The following is an 18,575-nucleotide window of genomic DNA, read 5'->3' on the forward strand; positions in this document are numbered from 1 at the left end:
AGACGCGCGGTATATTGCATGTAGAAAACCGCCAATACCAACACTTTGTGGTTTTTGTCACACCTTAATGAGCAACTTTTGGTATACTGCGATAGTAATCTTTAACCGGATTGCAGGCTGCGAACCGCAGGGAGGCGACCATGGCGGACAGCAAAGACGACCTCGATGTGCTGCGCAGGAAAGTGGCCGCGCTTGCTGCGGCCGAAGGCGCCAAACCGGAAAAGCTCGTCAGGGAAGCGACATCGGCGCAGATAATCGGTGATCCAGCCCTCGGCCCTTCTCTGGAGTCGTCATTCGGGCAAGTTTCGGAATCAGCGCAACTCGAAGCGGTGATTCGCTGGTCGCGGCCTGTCTTCTGGGTCACGAACGACGCCGTGGACGATCGATCCGTCGACGCCAACGGGCCCGGCATGCCGGGCCTTATGGAGGCGCTTAACGATCCCTCCAACAGAAGCGACCTGGAACGGGCGTTGCCTTCCATCGGTCGCATCGAGATTGCCGACAACGCGAATTTCGAATGGGCCGGAACCGGCTGGGTCATCGATTTCGACGGCGCGTCCGACATCGTCGTGACGAACGCCCATGTCGCGAAACTGTTCGCCAAGCGCGGCCAGGCGGCCTTCGTGTTCAAGCCGGGCATCCCGAACTTCAATCTTCCACAAAGCGCGAAGATCGACTTCCGCGAAGAGCTTGGCGGGTCCGTCGCGCGGGAGTTCCCCGTGACAGAGATCATCTGGATTTCCCAGTCGTCGCAACTCGATGTCGCGTTTCTGCGGGTTTCCAGAAATGCTGGAACGGATCGTCTTTCCGGGCCATTGCCGCTGACGACCGACGCGCAAACCGGAGCAGCGGTCGCCGTCATCGGCTATCCCGGCGACGATTCGCGCTCCTATGACGCACGCAGGTTCAAGCAGGTGTTCGGCACGGAGTTCGGCATCAAGCGGCTGGCGCTGGGCAGGGTGACCGATCCCGAGCACGCCTCCATCACACATGACTGTTCGACGCTGCCGGGCAATTCCGGGTCCATCGTCTGGGACCTGAAGCAGAAAAAGGCGATCGGGCTGCATTATGCGGGCGCGATGTTTCGAAACAACTATGCGGTGCCCGCAGCCGAGCTCGAGAAGCTTGCGCGGCAAAGGCCCTGGCAGGGCGAATCGCCGCGCCCGCCGATGTCCGTCGACACGGCGAGGCCGCCAATGACAGCCGGGCAGGGCGGCGTGTCTGTCGCGGCGCCCTCCGTTTCGAGCGATGGAGCGATAACCCTGACCGTGCCGCTGGAAATCACGGTGAAGCTCGGCGGGGCGACGGCGCCGCAAACCGTTGCAAGCGACGCACCGATACGAACGGACAGGCAAAGCGCCGAAGCCGCCGCCAACGCTATCCACGCCTATCTTGCGGCCTATCCGGACGACAATCGCATTTTGCAGGTCAACGCCGGCTTCCTTTTCAAGGATGGTCAGCTCAGCGACGATTACGGGGTGATCATCGGCGTGCGGCCCGGCGCAAGTCTGGATCTTGCCGCCTACGGTCTGCAGTCGGTGGTGGACGGCGTGGAGGTGGTGGTCGAATACGCCGATCCGGAGGCTGTTGCTGAAGAGCTGCTGGGCTATTCGGTTGAGGCCTTCACAGACCGACGGGCGCGCTACAGCCGCGACCTTGCCGACCCGCGGTTCAAACTAGATCCGGTGAGCGACAAGATAAAGATGACGCTTCATGTCAGCCCGGAATGCGGGTGGCCGGTTCTCAGGCAGTTTCTGGCGATCGACGACTACGAGCAGCTGACAATCGGCATGTATCACATGACCGCGCCGCATGTTGTCGAGGCTATCGAGGACATAGCGGGCCGCCGCCGGTCCCGGATTACTCTGACGCTGGATCGCCAGCGCGGTGACAAGGCGAAAAATCCCGACGACACTTCAGGCGAGAAGAAGAAGGACGACATCCCTGAACGCGATACGATCAAGTCGCTCGAGACGACTATGGAGAAGCGGTTCAAATGGGCGAAAGCCGCGCTTGGCGCGAACAGCCTGTTCGCCCAAGCCTATCACATCAAGGTGGCGGTCTGGACGGACCGGTTGCGCGGCAACAAGCGGGCCGACAAGGCGTTCTGGCTCTCAAGCGGCAACTGGCAGTCGACCAACCAGGCGAATATCGACAAGCCGTTCGAAAATCTGACCTGGCGCGATGTGCGCGACTTCAATCGCGAATGGCACGCCGTTGTCTGGCACGAAGACCTGGCGGCGACCTTTCGGCGTCATCTCGAGCAGGATTACGTGGATTGTGAAGCGGCGCTGTTGACCGAGAGCGAGACAGTCGGCGCGACGCCGGACGTGCTGGTTCCCGAGGTTGTCGCCGAGCGACCGCCCGAGCCGACGCGGTTCCAGGTATTCCCGCCGCTGGAGCTCGATGAGGAGATGACGGTTCAGCCTCTGCTGACGCCGGACAACTACCCCGAGGTCGTGCTGGATCTGGTGGAAAGCGCGCGTGAAAGGCTGTTGATCGAAAACCAGTCTTTCAACCTTTGGTCAAAGATCGACAAAACGCCGGAGCACTTTCTCGCCATTGCTCGCGCGATCAGGAACAAGCAGCAGGACGGCCTCGACGTGCGCATTATCTTCCGCAACCTTTTCGGCAGCGAGAAGACAACGCTGCGCCGCCTGAAGGAATTCGGCATGCGCACGGACGCCGACCATATCCGGTACTTCGACACGTGCCACACCAAGGGAATGATCGTCGACGATCACACGGTAATGCTCGGCTCCCAGAACTTCACCGCAGGGGGGACCGGCCCGAACCGCGACGCGAGCCTCGTCATTCGCAACGCCAAGGCCAACGCCTATTTCGCCTCGCTGTTCGAATATGACTGGAGCGAACTCGCCCGCAATCGCTGGCGGGGTGAGGCGGCCTCCGGGGCTGTCCGCTTCGTTACGCCGACAGCAGAGAGCGCAACACCGGCAGGCTATCGCCGCATTTCGCTTGCCGAATATCTGGGAGAAAGCTGATGGCCGCCAAATCAACCACCCGATCGAAATCGAAGAAGACGCCGCGGGTGCTCGGCAGTCTGATGGCTGAGACCAATGGCGGCGGCTCGCCGGAGGACGTTCCGGGGTTCAATGTCTTTCGGGCGGCGACCGCCGGCTTCGACACAAGCTACGTCTCAGGTCCGACCGTGCTGAATGCGCGGCCGGATGGCGGCTTTTATTCCAGCGATTCCATGGTGTCGGTCGGCGATGCGCCGGCTTTCGCAGCGAAACCCGAAAACGTCATCGGCGCGGACAACAGGGTTCGCGTCAACGACACCGCAATGACGCCGTGGCGATGCATCTGTCACCTTGAAGTGCAGTATGACCGGGGGCCGGTCGGCGCAGGCACGGGATTTTTTGTCGGCGACGACCTGATCGTGACGGCCGCTCACGTGCTGGTCGACCGCAGCTATTACGGCTGGGAAGAGCCGCCAAGGCGGGCGACGCGGGTGCGCGTGGTGCCGGGCCGCAACGGCAGCCTGGCGCCCTACGGCGTCTTCGTTTGCGATGTGCCGTGTCACGATCCGGATGCTGAAGACTGCATGATACCGGCCGTCTGGATGGAAATCGGCAGGGACAAGGAAGAGCAGGCGCATCGCGAGGATTACGCTGCTATCCGCATACCCGATCAGGTTCAGGAAGCCGATCTCGGCAAGCGGCTCGGCTATTTCGGCGTGAAGGACGTGTTGTCGGAGGATGATTTCGACGGCCAGATGCTGTTCGTCAACACGGCCGGCTTTCCGCAGACGCCGGACAAACCCTACGGCACGCTCTGGTACAACGCCGGACGAACCTCCGCCTTCGACGACTGTTTCGTCGAATACATGGTCGACACAGAAGGCGGCCAGAGCGGCAGCCCGATCTATTTCTACGACAAGAAAAATGATCAGCGCTATGTGATGGCGATCCACACCACCGGCGATTTCTTCAACCGTGGCATCCTGATCGGCGGTCAGATTTTCGACGACATCAAGCGGTGGGCGAAGCGGTAGGTTGCTTGTTGTATTTTCATGGTTCGATTATTGTCGAACCATGAAGGAAGGTCCCGACATTGCGCGAATCGGCGCGCTGATAGGCGATCCGGCGCGCGCCAACATCCTGACCGCGCTGATGAGCGGCAAGGCGCTGACGGCGTCAGAGCTTGCGCTTGAAGCAGGCGTGACCGCCCAGACGGCGAGTTCGCATCTGGCGAAGCTGATGGACGCCGGACTTCTCCAGCAGAGAAAGCAGGGGCGGCACCGCTATTTCCAGCTCCGCGACGACGAGATCGGCAATGCGCTCGCGTCGATCATGGGGCTGGCTGCGAAGCTTGGCCATACGAGAACCCGAACCGGTCCAAAGGATTCGGCGCTGCGCAAGGCCCGCGTCTGCTACGACCATCTGGCCGGCGATCTCGGCGTGCGCATGTATGACAGTCTTGTCAAGCACGAGTATATCAGCTGGGACGGCGAGATCCGCCTGACCGACAAGGGAAGGGTTTTCATCGCCGAATTCGGCATTGATGATCATTCATTCCAGACCTCTCGCCGTCCGGTGTGCCGGTCCTGTCTTGACTGGAGTTCTCGCCGCACGCATCTTGCCGGCCAACTCGGAGCCGCCTTTCTTCAGCGCATCTACGATCTTGGGTGGGCGCGGCGGATCGACGGCTCGCGAATTGTCGCGTTTACGCCGAGTGGCGAAAACGCATTTCTGAAGCAGTTTTCCCTGTAATCCTGTCCGAACAAGCGAGAGTGAAATCATGACCGACCGTCCGTTGTGGCAATTGAGCGCCTGCGAATTGTCCGAACGCATCGCAAGTGGAGGCGTTTCCGTGGCGCAAGCCGTGCAGGCCTGTGTCGACCGGATGCATGACCGCAATCCCCAAATCAACGCCGTAGTGGAAGACCTTTCGGACGAGGCGCTTGCGCAGGCTGTCGAGTATGACCGCATCCTGCAGGAGAGCGGCCCGATCGGCCCATTGCACGGCGTGCCGGTGACGGTGAAGGAAAACGTCGACCAGAAGGGCAAGGCCACGCCGAACGGGGTGACGGCCTTCAAGGACATTATTGCGCCGGAGGATTCGCCGATCGTGCGCAGTTTCCGCAAGGCCGGCGCAATTATCATCGGACGGACCAACACGCCGGAATTCTCGATGCGGGCGACGACGTCGAACGAGTTGCACGGCCGCACCTACAATCCTTGGAACGACTGGGCGACGTCCGGCGGTTCATCGGGCGGCGCCTCTTCGGCGGTGATGTCCGGCATGGGGCCGTTGTCGCACGGAAACGATATCGCCGGATCCTTGCGTTTTCCGCCGGCGGCCACAGGCGCCGTCAGCGTGAAGCCCGGGCTAGGGCGCACGCCGGCCTACAACCCGTCAGCGACGGCGGAGCGGGGTATGCTCGCCCAAATCATGTCCGTGCAGGGCGTAATCGCCCGCGAGACGCGCGATGTGCGCCTGGCGATGAAATCGCTGATCCGCTACGACCCGCACGATCCGTGGATGGTCCCAATGCCGTTCGAGAGCGAAAAGCCGAAGGGAAAGGTGAAGGTCGCCTTCACCAAAAATACGTTCGAGTTTCCGCTTCATCCGGCTGTCGAAAAAGCGCTCGACACCGCCAGGCAGGCGCTTGACGACGCCGGCTATGATGTGACAGACGCCGAACCGCCCGCGGTTGACGTTATCGGCCGCGAGATGGGCAGTGCGCTGTTCGGGGAAATGAAGATCCTGCTCGGCGACGATATCCTCAAATACGGCAGCGAGACGATCGCGGAGATTTTCCGGAACTACTACGAGTATTTCAAGCCATACAGCGAAACCGAACTGATCCAGGCGATGGCCAGACGGTCCCACCATATCCGGCAGTGGCTGCTGTTTCTGGACGAGTATCCGCTGGTTCTCACGCCCTTCCTGCACCAGCCGACCCTTGAGTGGGATCGCGATGCGCAAGGCATGGACGGCGTCATCGACATGATCGGCAGCGCCTACTATGTCGGCTCCATGAACTATATGGGATTGCCCGCCGGCAATGTCTCGGCCAACTACAATGACGGGCTGCCCGTCGGCGTGCAGATCGTCGGACGTCGGTTCCGGGAAGACATGATCCTCGACGCCTGCGAGGCGATCGAAAGCCGGGTCGGGGTGATGGCCGAGAAACTGTTCGAACGCGGGTGAGGGGCGCCCGCGAAGACGGATCGGACAATCCGTCTTCGCATGGCCGCGTCACCGCGGTTTCGCGACGGTGAGTTGCGGCGCGCCGTCGGACGTCTTGCGATGACTTCGTCCGTCGGCATTGAGCGTGCCGCGGATCCGCGAACGCCAGTTGGAGAAACTCTCGAAGGTGACCACATCGACGGGCTCGTCTAGACGGATTTCCACCTCCCGGTGATCCGCCGGTCCGGACATCGATATGATCTCCCCGGTGAAATCCTGTCCTAGATAGCGTCCCTCTACACGGTCTCCGAATGCGAGCTCGGGCGGGGCGTTGCTGCGCGTGATGCGGGCGTGTAGCGTGTTCCAGTCACGCGCTTCATGCTGCCTGGCGACGAGTTCAAGCGCCTGGGCGTGGCTGATGGCGGAGCCCTGCGCATCGAGAGCTTTGCGCAGCGCTTTTGCTTGCGCCTTGACTGTTTCAAGTGTTGTTTGGGTCATGCCGTTCTTCCTGTATCGGACATTGGCAGGATGGCTGACGGCGGCGCAAGGAAGACACGCGGACTTCCTGAAGGGGGTGTCCGATCTCTATTCGCCGCATTCCTGGAGGTCAGTCCGCCAGACATCGCTCACTCCTGACAAAGAGCATTTCGAAACGGAAGGGAGCCTGCGTTGCCCACCTGCGAAATGCTTCGAGGGTGAGGTGTCTTCAAATTCCGGGCTTCACCGTGACTTTCGTCTGCAGGCGGCAGGCGCCCGGCGCCTATGCGCGCCCTCCTATGCCTATTTAGGCGACGTGGCAAGTCCAAATGACGCTTGCAACTGAGCGGCCGGCGTCTTGAACGCGGTTGACGCTTCCGTATCCGCCGGTCATGGTTCGCCAGACAATGCACGGCTGAACTGCGTCCCGGGGGGAGCGTCTTGCGCCTGGAGCAGCAAATACCAGATGAGCGGGAGAGCGTATCCCGCTTCCGCAACACCCTATCCGGCGCATTCGGCAACGTGCTGGAATGGTATGATTTCGCCGTATACGGAACGCTTGCTCCAATTCTCGGGCAGTTGTTCTTCCCTTCCGATGATCCTTTCACGTCGCTTCTGGCGGCCTTCGGCGCTTTCGCCGTCGGTTATATATCCCGTCCAATCGGCGGCGTTCTTCTGGGGCACATCGGCGATGTCATCGGACGCAAGCCGTCATTGATCCTCTCGGTATTTATGATGGGGGTCACGACGACGGCCATCGGATTTCTGCCGAGCTTTGACAGCATTGGCGTCACGGCTTCCATTCTGCTGGTGCTTCTGCGCCTCGTGCAGGGTCTTTCCGTGGGCGGGGAGTATCCCGCCTCCATCGTCTTCCTTTCGGAACACGCGCCAGACGGGAGAAGGGGCTACTACGCCAGTTGGCCCATGTTCGGCAGCGTGATCGGATTCCTCCTGGGATCGGGCGTCACGGTCCTGTTGACGACGGCGATCGGGGACGCCGCCATGCAGGAATGGGGATGGCGGGTTCCGTTTCTCTCCGGGGCCGTCATCGCGATCGCCGGCGTTCTGTTCCGCCGGGGAATGACCGAGCCTCCGGGGTTCGAAAACACAGGGCCGGACGGTCAGGCGCCGTTTGTTGCGGCTTTCAGGGATCATTGGAGAAGCATCGCGCGGATCGTCGCGCTGACGCTCGTCAATGCGGTCGGTTTCTACCTGCTTTGGGTCTACGCCACCTCGTACCTTACGGAGCGCATGCATGTCTCGACGACTAAAGCGATGGACGTCAGCACGTTGTCGCTCGTTGTCATGCTGCCGGCCACGACCATAGCCGCGATCCTTTCCGATCGTATCGGGCGAAAGCCATTGCTCTATTTCGTGGGCGTCGGAACGCTGCTGCTGGCCTGGCCTTTGTGGAGCCTGATGCATCATGACGATCCCGTCATGATCTTCCTCGCCCAGGCGGGCTTCGCCGTGCTCTATGGCGCGGGCTACGCCGGCTTGTCTGTCGCGATCATCGAGATATTGCCGGGCAATGTTCGCTGCAGCGCCTCGGCCATAGGATACAATCTCGCACAGGGCCTGTTCGGCGGCACGACGCCGCTGGTTGCAACCTATCTGGTGCGGCGCACGTCCGACGACTTCGCGCCCGTCTACTATCTGATCGCTGCGGCGGCAATCTCGCTCCTGGCGACCATCACGTTGAAAGAGACCGCCGGAAAGCCGCTGCCTCCGTAGTGCTGTCTGGAATTGGCGAGTTGCAATTTATGCGGGCGCGGTCCAGAATTCGAGTTGATATTATTAGTTTCATTGACGGGCGATATTTTAAGTGAGCGATACGGAAACCAGCACGCAGACCGCGCGTCTGCGCAACGCGCTTGCGGGCGCAGTTGGCAATGCGCTGGAGTGGTACGATTTTGCGATCTACGGATCTCTGGCGCCAATAATCGGAAATCTGTTCTTTCCGTCGGGCGATCCCCTGACATCGCTGCTCGCGAGCTTCGGCGTCTTCGCAGTGGGATACGCTGCGCGACCCGTCGGCGGCGTCATTCTCGGCTCTGTCGGAGACCGGATCGGCCGCAAGACCACGCTCATCATTTCGGTCTCGCTCATGGGCGTCGGCACAACGCTCATCGGTCTGTTGCCGACCTATGAGCAGATTGGATTGGCCGCGCCGGTCCTTCTGATCCTGCTGCGTCTGATGCAAGGCGTTTCCGTCGGAGGGGAGTACCCGGGATCGGTGGTTTTTCTTGCCGAACATGCGCCGCAGAAAAGCCGGGCGCTTTTTACCAGCTGGCCGGTGATCGGTGCGTTCATGGGTTTTCTGATCGGAAACGGCGCGGCGGCGATCCTGGGCGGGCTTATCGGCGATGACGCCCTGGAGCAGTGGGGCTGGCGCATACCGTTTCTTCTGGGCGCGCTCATAGCCGTGGGCGCAGTCGTTTTTCGCCGTCATATGAGCGAGCCGCCGACGCTTGGCCGCCTTGAGGTCCACGGCGACATACCCTTCGTCGAGGCCGTTCGCGACTACTGGCGGCAAATCCTGCAAATCATCTGTCTTACCCTGTCGCTGGCCGTCGGCTTTTACCTGCTGTTCGTCTTCGCAAGCAGCTACCTGACGGAATACATGCATATCTCGACGTCCAGCGCGTTCGACATCAACACCTATGCGCTGATGATCATGATCCCGATAATCGGCTTCGGCGCCTATGTTTCCGATCACATCGGCAGAAAGCCGCTGCTCTACACCTCAAGCATCGGCACGTTGATCCTGAGTTGGCCGCTGTGGTCCGTCATGCATCACGAGAACGTTTATCTCGTTTTTATAGGGCAGGCCGGCTTCGCAACGTTGTTCGCCATAGGTTATTCGGCATTGTCGTCCGCGATGGTGGAAGCGCTTCCCGCCCATGTGCGATGCAGCGGCGTGGCGATCGGTTACAATCTGTGCCAGGGCCTGTTCGGCGGCACGGCGCCGCTTGTCGCCACATACCTGCTGGCGCGCACGGCCGATGATTTCGCGCCCGTCTACTATCTCATAATTACCGCGATGATTTCGACCATCGCCGTCTATACCTTGAAGGAGACCACCGGCAAGCCGTTGCCCGATTGACGAGACGGGGTTAGTTTTGGAACAGGCTCCGCGACTAGCCGATAAAGAGGAAAGCGATGCAGACCGAGCATGGCCCGCAAAATGGCTATTCTAGAACGTTGTTTCCGCCAATCGAACCCTATGACTCAGGTATGCTGGACGTCGGCGACGGCCACCATGTCTACTGGGAGGTGTGCGGCAATCCGAATGGAAAGCCGGCGCTTTTTCTGCACGGCGGTCCGGGCGGAGGCTGCTCGGCGGATCACAGGCGCCTCTTCGATCCCCAGAAATACCGCATCGTATTGTTCGACCAGCGAGGTAGCGGGCGATCAACGCCCTATGCCTCCACGGAAAACAATACGACCTGGCGTCTGGTCGCCGATATCGAAAAGCTTCGCATGATGTTCGATATCGAGGAGTGGCTTGTTCTTGGCGGCTCCTGGGGCAGCACGCTTGCTTTGGCCTACGCCGAAACCTATCCCGAGCGGGTCAGCGAACTGGTTCTGCGCGGTATTTTCACGGCGCGCCGGTTCGAAATACACTGGCTTTTCCAGGAAGGGGCTTCTCTGCTCTTTCCCGATAAATGGGAGAAGTTCATAAGCCTCATTCCCGTTGGTGAGCGCCAGGATCTTCTGGCGGCCTACAGTCGTCGCCTCAATAGCGAGGACCAAACCGTACGGGAGGAAGCCGCGAAGGCCTGGGCGCTTTGGGAAGGCGAAACCTCGACGCTTTTGCCGAACGAATCCACCGCCGCCCATTATGGCGACGCACGATTTGCGCTCGCATTCGCCGGCATTGAAATTCACTATTTCATGAACGACGCCTTCCTTGAGGAAGGCCAGCTTTTCCGAGACATCGACAATCTGCGCGGCATTCCGGGAACGATTATCCAGGGACGCTATGACGTCGTGACGCCCGCACGCACAGCCTGGGAATTGTATCGGTTATGGCCTGAATCGGAAATCTTCATCGTTGATGACGCCGGCCATGTCTTCAACGAGCCTGGCATCATTCACCACACCGTGACTGCGACCGATCTCTACGCATCGGATGGATGAACTCAATATCGGTGCAGATGCGGATGGCGTTCGGCGGAGTGCGCGATCCGTCGCGCCTGCATGTCGATCAACTGATCCGCAAACAGCCTTATCAGTACGGCAAGCGCGCCGATGCCGGTGAAAATCAGGATCGTAGCGCCGATTTTGCCCGGATCTGTTTTCGGCGCGAAGTCGCCATATCCGACGGTCGCCATCGTGACCACTGAAAAATAGTAGGAATCCACCCAGTCCCAACCCTCCGTATAGTGAAAGAATACGGTGGCAAGAGCGACAATGCCGAAAACCGACACCAATGCCGCACGGATCTTGATTGCGTTGGACACGACGCGCCTCCTTTAGCGAGAGACAGGAAGTTCCTGTTTTTCCCATCATTGTCAATGAATGTAGCTGATGGCTCTTCCGGTCGCGAAGACCAGTAGCGCGCCTGCGCCGCAGACGACGATCGAGAGGCTGATGGCAAAACCCGTTCCATCGAAGAACAGCGTTGCAAGGCTGGCGGCGGCTGCGCCAACCAGCATTTGCGTCGATCCGAGCAGCGATGAGGCGAAGCCGGTCATATTGTGCGCAGGTTGCAGCGCGTATGTCGTGGCAGTCGGAACGACAAATCCGAAAGCGAATAGATAGACCGCGATAGCAGCCCAGAATATGGTGAATTCCGGTTCCCAGAACAGGAAAACGGTATGCATGGCGACGGCGACGCACAGGATGGCCATTGCGAGGCTGCCGATGCCCCTTAGGCCGAGCCTTTCGACAAACTGATGTGTCAGCAGAATTGCGGCAATGAAGAAAGCTGCGGCGATCGCATAAACAGAGCCGAAAGATTCCGGTGCAATGCCGTAATTCTCGGCCACGAGAGAACCGAGAGACAGGAATGTCGAAAACGCGCCGAACATCAATGCGGAAACCATCGTGCCTACAACGAACTCGCGGCTCGTGAACAGGATGCGCGCTCTTGCGAGCATAAACGGTATTCGCGTCGCGTTCGGCTGTTTTTGGCCAACTGTCTCCGGCAACCGCAGCCAGGCAAGCAGCAGCAATATCGCGGAGACGACGGCCAGCAGATAGAATGAGGCCCGCCAGTTGAACAGGATCAGCAGACCGGAGCCGATAGTTGGCGCAATGAGCGGCGCGGCGGCGCTCACGGACGTCAGAACCGCCATCTGGCGCGCCGCTTTCGGACCGGTGAGGACGTCCCGCACAATCGAGCGCGCAATGATGGGCGCAGCTCCGGCCGCCCCCTGCAGCAAGCGACAGGCAAGCAATATCTCGAATGTCGGCGCCAGCGCACAGCCAATGCTGGCCAGGACGAACAGGACAAGCCCGAGATAAAGCGTCGGGAGCCTGCCGAACCGATCGGAGAGCGCACCCCAGAACAGCTGGGCTGCGCCAAAACTGACGAAGTAGAGGCTGATCAGATAGGCGCCGCGCGCCGGTGGCACATCGAAATCGCGCGCAATCAGTCCGAGCATCGGCAGAATGATCTCAATGGAGAGCGCCGTCATCCCTGACAGACCGCACAGGATGACGATCGCCAGATTGGACTGCGTTATAGACGTTTCACGCCTCCTGAAGAAAGCGAACATCGTTTGCACTCACCGTCCCGCGCGTGCGGGAGAGGGACCGTTCATGTCCTGTGGAATCCCTCGTCAGATATCATGCCGATCTCCGGGTCTGCTTCCAGCGGCATGACGGCCGGATTGCTCGCGCCTTCCGACAACCGCCATTCAAAGTGCCGCCAGGCGTTCGCCGAGGCTGAAAGAACCAGATCGTCCGACCGCGAGAAGGTGAGGTGGCCGCCGTCGGGAACATGGTGGCAATTGGCGATTTCGCATCCTGCGTTGCCGTCCCAGACGCGCAGAGTATTGTCGTAGGAACCTGATGCGATGCGCGCGCCGTCCGGGCTGAAGGCGCAGACTTTCACAAATCCCGTATGTCCCCTGAGGGTGGTGATCATCGTGCCCGACCGGGTGTCCCAGATTTTGAGCGTTCTGTCGTCGCAGCAGGAAATGATCCTGCCTCCGTCCGGGCTGAAGGAACAATCGCTGACGATGCCCTCATGACCGCTCAGAACATAGGCGAGTTCGCCGGATTCGGCGTTCCAAACGCGCAGTGTGGAATCTTCCGAGGCCGACAGAACCAGTTGACCGTCGGGACTGAAACAGCAAGCGGTGATAGCGGCTTCATGCCCTTCAAGAACGAGCAATTCGGTGGCGCTCTTCGTATCCCAGATTCGCACGCTGCGATCATTCGATCCCGATACAATCTTCTTCCTGTCGCGGCTGAATTTGCAGCGGGTGATCGAGTCCGAATGGCCTTTCAGCGTCGCGATCTGCTTGCCCGTCTCGCCATTCCAGATTCTCAAGCCATTGTTGTAGGAGCCGGAAACAATGCGCTTTCCGTCTTCGCTGAAGGCGCCGGCTCTGACCCAGTTGGAATGTCCCTGCAGGACGGCGATCTGGTGGCCGGTCGTTCCATGCCAGAGCCGCAAGGTTCCGTCGTCGGAGCCGGACAGGATACGCGAACCGTCCGCGCTGTAGGCGCAGATGTTGACTGACCCGCCATGGCCTTCCAGTCGCGCGATCGGATCCCCGGTCGCCCCGTCCCACAAACGCAGCGAATTGTCGTCGGAACCGGAGATGATCCGGGTGCCGTCGGGACTGAAATCGAGACACTGAACCCAGTTGTCATGGCCGCCAAGAACCGCGATCATGCTGCCGTCTTCGGCGTTCCACAAACGCAAGGTGTTGTCTCGCGCAGCCGATGCGATGCGCGTGCCGTCCGGGCTGAAGGTGCAGGCGTGGATCCAGTCGACGTGACCTTCCAGGCAGGCGAGTTCCGGGTTGCTCGCCGCATCCCAAACGCACATGACGCCGGCGTCTGACCAGGAAATGATATGGTGGCCGTCGGCGCTGATCGAGCAGCCGAGAATTATCGATTCCTGCCTAGGAAAGGCCGAGACCGATCGCCAGGTCTTCGTGTCCCAAAGCCGCAGCATGCCGTCTTGCGTGGACGTTATGGCGGTGTTGCCGTCATTGCTGAAATCGAGCCAGGTCACCGACGACGAGTGGTCGGTCACCACTTTCGCGATTTCACCTGAATCCGCGTCCCAGACGCGAATGGTCGAATCCTTCGATGCGGACACGATCGACTTGCCGCCCGGAGCAAACGCCACCCTGGTGATACTGTCCTCGTGGTCGGGAAGAATGGCAATGGCCTTGCCGGTGGCGCCATCCCACAAATGCAGCAGATTGTCTTTCGAGGACGTGACGACACGGCCGCCCGACGAGGAGAAGGCGCATTCCATGACGGCGGCTTCGTGTTCGCCGGCTGGGAAACATTCCTCGCCTGAGGCAGCGTCCCAGAAGCGCAGGGTGCGATCGGCCGAAGCCGAAATGATAATGGCGTCAGCGGCGTTGATGTCGCAATCCGTTATCGCGTCATCGTGCCCGGCGAGCGTGTGGATCAGCTTCCCGGACTTGCAGTCCCAAACCTTCAGAAGCGTGTCTTGCGATCCCGTGACGAGCAGCGAGCCGGTCTTGTTGAACGCACAACAGGTCACCGCAAGCGTATGACCCCGGAAAACAGTTTTCTCCTTTCCGGAGCCTGCGTCCCAAAGCCTGATCGTGGCGTCGTCGGAGCAGGACGCGACAAGGCGTCCGTCGGGGCTGAAGGCGCAGCTTCGGACGGCTGCGGCGTGTCCCTTGAGGGCGACGTGTTCAATGCCGGTCTCGCTGTTCCAGATATGCATTGCGCCGTCGTCGCAAGCCGAAAGCACCAGCTTTCCGTCGGGGCTGTAGACGCATGTCGTAATGTTGCGGTCTGCTTGCGGACGCCTCGCCAGATGTTCGCGCCGCACGTTTATCCTGCGCCATTCCGCGGCTGTCGCAGGCGCGACGCTGTTTCCGCCGGCGATCAGCGCCGTGCGCGACTCCTTTTCCAGGCCATCGCAATGGACGACCAGATTTTGCGTGCAGGTGGCTTCTTGCAGATCTGCGTCCGTCAATTCGCAATTCCGGAACGTACAATCGGATATGGTCGCTTTGTCCAGCTTCGCAGAAGTGAAATTCACATCATCAAACCGGCAATTCTCGAAACGCGCGCCCTGCAGATCGCACTCCCGGAAACTGGCGTTGGCTATGTGCGCATTGGACAGGATAGCGCCCGCAAAATTCGATCCGGCGAAGTCGTATCCTGACAGGCGCGACTTTTTACCCAGGTGGGAAAGGTCCACGCCCGGCATCTGGAAACCGCCCTTGGGCGCATCCGGATCGCCGCGCTCCTGCGCCTGGAGCGCAATGCCGAATGCGAGGTCCGACGACATCGGTTTGTAGGGTTCGGACAGGATCTTCCCAATGCTCTGCAGGAAGGCCTTGCGTTCCTTCTGCGTCGCCTTGTTGAAGATCAGATCGGTAATGAAAATCTGGACGTCATGGTCCGTCTCGTTGGCCTCCCAGGCATCGAAACGTCCTTCGCCTGTCGACTTGAACAGATGGGCGGCGAGGAAAAACGCCCTGATCGGACTGTCCGAGAACCGGAAGAGATCATCTTGGCCGCGAACCAGAAACGTCGTGGTGCGCAGATCCACATAAAGCAATTCACGCGCCTTGCCCTTGTAGGAAGAGGCGTAGATATCGTTCATCCGCTCGTCGGTGCGCAACTGCGCGTCCAGCCAGGCGTTGAGCTCCGACGCGGACCAGGCGGCGCGACCCGAATCCCACATGTCGCCGGCCAGGGTGACCATCAACTGCTTCTTGATGTCCGAGTCGAAAACCTGGCGGTTCTCTTCCGTCGCCAGAGCATCGTCGATCAGATCGTCAAACAGTCTTGCAAGATTTACGGAGCCGGCGCTTCGCCGCTCTTCGTCCAGAGCTTCCAGGCGCTGTGCGATCGCATGCAGCCAGGACGGCCGCCGGGCCATGACCGCGAGCCCGTTGAGAGCCTCCAGCGTCTGTTGGGCGCGTTCCGCGTCGCTGGTCAGCTCGATCAGGGTTCCGCGAAGATCTTCCGGCTCCAGAAGATCCATCGACATGATCTCCGGCGCAGAGACATTTTTCATATTGCCAAGCAGCGCGGCAATTTGGCGTTTGTTGCGAAAATGATGGCTGCGGCAAGATACAAGCAGGCGATTGGAGGTCGAGCGCGCGGCGCCGATGGAGAGAAACGCCACAAGCGCCTGAAACAGGCTTGAGGTCTCGTCCGGGTGGAGCGCGGCTCCGATTTCGTCCAGCCCGTCGCAAATGAGGACGCAATTGCCAGCGTTGATCTTCGCATAGACCTCTTCGGACGTGTAGCCGTCGATTTCGGCGAGCGTGTCGATCAACAGGCGTATGTCGTCGGCGCGAAAACGGCGGCTTCGCAGACTGGACGTCTCGCTGTAGAAAAGCTGCCGCGCCTGCTTAAGGTCGAGATAGACCGCCTCGTAGTCGAAATCCCCCCGCGACAGGCGTTCAGACATGTCACGGCAAAGCGTCGATTTGCCGCTTCCGTATTCGCCCAAAAGGAGAAAAACCGGGGATTTATCTTCGTCCGACAGCCACTCCGTCAGGTGCTGCATCGCGCCTTTCGTGGAAGCGGCGGGCGAGGTTTTGGGCGCGCTCGACGATTGGACGTTGTTCGGGGGTAAAGGCTTTTGCGTCTTTACTTCAGATTTTGGAGAAGAAGGTGAAGAGGCCGTCTCAGGCAGGCCTTCTCCTTCGAACCAGCACAGAACCTGATTGAAGGGAACGTCGTCATGGTTCGTGACCTCGAGCCGGAATTGACCGCCGGCCTCGGCGATCAGCTCGTTGATGCGGTGGCGCCAAGCTTCGAAGGCTTCCATCGCCGTCGTCGACGAATCGTCCGGATAGGAGGCAGGCGCGGCATGCCGCAACGGAATGTGATTCTCGCGCGACGGGTCGATAAGACGGCACAGCCGCTCGCAATGTGCAAACGCCTCCTGACCGGTCTGACCATCGGCTTTGATTACCTCAAGCCATTCAGTCACCGACGATCTGTCGAGTATCATGCAAAACCCACCTTCACTTGATGTTTCGCAGGAAACATATTGTCGTGAATAACGCAAGATACCGGGGGATCGCAATATTAGCGACAGCGATACAGTTTACTTGTCGTATAGAAGAAAACGGCGTTCTTCAGTGTAATTCGATCTGTGAAACGACCCTGCGCGCTATGAAAACTCCGTATATTGCAGCGGTCGGAAACTGGTCTTGCAGCATATCATGCATCACGCGAAAATGACTGCCGGTCTTCAGCACGTCGTCAACGATCACGATCTGCTTGGGGGCAGGTTTCAGTTTGTCCTGATTCACAACGAGTATATTGCGAAGAACGTCCGGCAGCGGGGGTTCTTCCGAAACCGGCTCCGGTCGGGATTTGATGATGAGATCACGAATATCCAGATCGGCGTCGGGATGGATGTTCTGGCACATCCGGGTGATGTAGTCGTCAAAGTCGGGGTCGCTCGCCTCGCGTGCGGGCGGCACGGGCACAAAGGTCATCTTCCCGATTTCGGCCCAGTTGATGGCGTTGTGCAGATAGGCGCTGCATTTGCGCAGCGCTTCCTGCTTGCGCGCGTAAGCCGGTTTGAAGCGGTGTTTCGGCGAAATCGACAGATCAGCAATAAGCTGGTTTGTCTGGCCGCCGCTGAAATGACTGCCGGAGGTATATTCGAAGAGGAACAGGCATTTGTCGTCGTTCCTCAGGAAATCGTAGTCGGCGATATTGGAACTGTCGATTTCGCGGAACCTGATCTTATTCAAGATTCCTCCAGATATCGGCGGGTTCTCGTATCCGGATGGCTCCGAGATCTTCGTAGAACCGGGGCCATCTGATGTCCCGGCGCTGGAAGCAGAAATCCGGAATGAAAAGCTTGCGTCCCTGGTACAGCGCGGCCTTTGCCTGGATGAGGACATCGGAATCGTCTTCCGCGTCGACAATGATCGTCGCCGCAGTCAGCGCGCTCATCATCTCGTACATCTGGGAACTGAACAATTTCATGTCGCTCTGTTTGCGCTTCTGGTAGCGCAATACGGGAACCGGCGTCGTGATGAGATAGCTCCGGGAGATCGTCTCGTAGACTTCCTGACTGACAAGGCCGGTCATGTCGCCGAGCGGCGAACTGGTCACCGCGATGACATTGCCGCCGGCGTCTATCGCAGCCCTGTGAGCCGTCATGTCCGCCGTTGTTCCGAGACCGGAGACGACGGTGTAATCCATCATGGCGAGGACGCGCGCCATCTTGTCGGCGAGATTGACGCCTGACCAGGAAACGTTCTCGCTGCCGATGATTGCAATACAGTCCGTTTCGACCAGTTCCCAGGTGCCCTGGTAGTACAGGAGCTCGACTGGCGTGCGCGCCTCTCTCAGTTTCTGGGGATAGTCGCCGGCGCGATGGATGCGCACGCCGTAGCGATCGACGCCGGCGAGCCGAAAATATTCAAGAACGCCGGCGGCGCATTCTTCGCGATTTTCCAGGCTGGCGAAATTCGAGGGGAGCGCCGAGGGGTTCTTGGCGAACTGTCCGGCAATGGACGTGAAATCGCATCCAGGCTCGAGCCAGAGCGATTCGTAGGCTCCGATTTCCCGCATGGGGGAAATCGGTTGAAGCGCCGGCCCTTCGAAAAACTGCATTGCGAACGTCATGAAGCTACGAAGGGGGTGTGGCCCGTAATGCGACGAGAGCCGCCCGAAAACTCAGTCGAAAGACTGCTCAAGTTCAGGTCTGCTGGATTCTGTGCGCACAAGCGTGCGCCACCAGCAACCCATGCGTTAGCATGTCCGGAAATTTTCATTCGTGTCGC

Annotated in this window: 13 protein-coding genes; 7 read left to right on the forward strand and 6 right to left on the reverse strand. The window is 59.8% G+C overall.

Translation table 11 applies throughout. The annotated features are described in order from the left end of the window. Positions 1-140: 140 nt before the first annotated feature. Genes AAFN47_RS01060 through AAFN47_RS01075 form a run of 4 tightly spaced genes read left to right on the forward strand, consistent with a single transcriptional unit; the run spans position 141 to position 6,177 of the window. Complete coding sequence (locus AAFN47_RS01060; protein ID WP_499807311.1) at positions 141-3,002, forward strand: phospholipase D-like domain-containing protein; 2,862 nt, start codon at positions 141-143, stop codon at positions 3,000-3,002. Next, the gene (locus AAFN47_RS01065) at positions 3,002-4,015 is read left to right on the forward strand and encodes a trypsin-like serine peptidase (RefSeq protein WP_499807312.1); all 1,014 of its coding nucleotides are present in this window, start codon (positions 3,002-3,004) and stop codon (positions 4,013-4,015) included. Before AAFN47_RS01060 ends, AAFN47_RS01065 begins: the two co-directional genes overlap by 1 nt. Positions 4,016-4,055: 40 nt before the next feature. Beyond that, positions 4,056-4,733 (forward strand): ArsR/SmtB family transcription factor, encoded by a 678-nt coding sequence (locus AAFN47_RS01070; protein ID WP_499807313.1) that lies wholly within the window; start codon positions 4,056-4,058, stop codon positions 4,731-4,733. Positions 4,734-4,761: 28 nt separating this feature from the next. Continuing rightward, the gene (locus AAFN47_RS01075; protein ID WP_499807314.1) at positions 4,762-6,177 is read left to right on the forward strand and encodes an amidase family protein; all 1,416 of its coding nucleotides are present in this window, start codon (positions 4,762-4,764) and stop codon (positions 6,175-6,177) included. Positions 6,178-6,225: 48 nt separating this feature from the next. Here the strand turns inward: AAFN47_RS01075 and AAFN47_RS01080 are convergent, their stop codons facing one another. Next, positions 6,226-6,654 carry a glyoxalase superfamily protein gene (locus tag AAFN47_RS01080; protein WP_499807315.1) on the reverse strand — a complete coding sequence of 143 codons (429 nt, stop codon included), beginning with the start codon at positions 6,652-6,654 and terminating at the stop codon, positions 6,226-6,228. A gap of 420 nt (positions 6,655-7,074) precedes the next feature. On the opposite strand from AAFN47_RS01080, the gene AAFN47_RS01085 reads away from it, so the two are divergent. The 3 genes from AAFN47_RS01085 to pip all read left to right on the forward strand — a co-directional run bounded on the left by AAFN47_RS01085 (position 7,075) and on the right by pip (position 10,776). Further along, complete coding sequence (locus AAFN47_RS01085; RefSeq protein ID WP_499807316.1) at positions 7,075-8,367, forward strand: MFS transporter; 1,293 nt, start codon at positions 7,075-7,077, stop codon at positions 8,365-8,367. A 91-nt stretch (positions 8,368-8,458) separates the two neighbouring features. Then, the gene (locus tag AAFN47_RS01090; RefSeq protein ID WP_499807317.1) at positions 8,459-9,739 is read left to right on the forward strand and encodes an MFS transporter; all 1,281 of its coding nucleotides are present in this window, start codon (positions 8,459-8,461) and stop codon (positions 9,737-9,739) included. A gap of 56 nt (positions 9,740-9,795) precedes the next feature. After that, positions 9,796-10,776: a prolyl aminopeptidase gene (gene pip / locus AAFN47_RS01095; protein WP_499807318.1), complete on the forward strand. Its 981-nt coding sequence runs from the start codon at positions 9,796-9,798 to the stop codon at positions 10,774-10,776. Between the two features lie 2 nt (positions 10,777-10,778). On the opposite strand, the gene AAFN47_RS01100 is transcribed toward pip, so the two are convergent. The 5 genes from AAFN47_RS01100 to AAFN47_RS01120 all read right to left on the reverse strand — a co-directional run bounded on the left by AAFN47_RS01100 (position 10,779) and on the right by AAFN47_RS01120 (position 18,405). After that, on the reverse strand, positions 10,779-11,099 hold the full coding sequence (locus AAFN47_RS01100; RefSeq protein WP_499807319.1) for a potassium channel family protein: 321 nt from the start codon (positions 11,097-11,099) through the stop codon (positions 10,779-10,781). A 51-nt stretch (positions 11,100-11,150) separates the two neighbouring features. Continuing rightward, complete coding sequence (locus AAFN47_RS01105; protein WP_499807926.1) at positions 11,151-12,359, reverse strand: Bcr/CflA family efflux MFS transporter; 1,209 nt, start codon at positions 12,357-12,359, stop codon at positions 11,151-11,153. Between the two features lie 41 nt (positions 12,360-12,400). After that, on the reverse strand, positions 12,401-16,780 hold the full coding sequence (locus AAFN47_RS01110) for an NACHT and WD40 repeat domain-containing protein (RefSeq protein ID WP_499807320.1): 4,380 nt from the start codon (positions 16,778-16,780) through the stop codon (positions 12,401-12,403). Positions 16,781-16,907: 127 nt separating this feature from the next. Continuing rightward, on the reverse strand, positions 16,908-17,534 hold the full coding sequence (locus tag AAFN47_RS01115; protein WP_499807321.1) for a hypothetical protein: 627 nt from the start codon (positions 17,532-17,534) through the stop codon (positions 16,908-16,910). After that, a complete protein-coding gene (locus tag AAFN47_RS01120; RefSeq protein ID WP_499807322.1) occupies positions 17,527-18,405 on the reverse strand; it encodes a DNA-processing protein DprA in 879 nt (292 codons plus the stop codon). The genes AAFN47_RS01115 and AAFN47_RS01120 overlap by 8 nt, the downstream gene beginning before the upstream one ends. Between the last annotated feature and the right edge of the window lie 170 nt (positions 18,406-18,575).

This window comes from Hoeflea sp. CAU 1731, assembly GCF_039888615.1.
Lineage (GTDB): Bacteria > Pseudomonadota > Alphaproteobacteria > Rhizobiales > Rhizobiaceae > Flavimaribacter.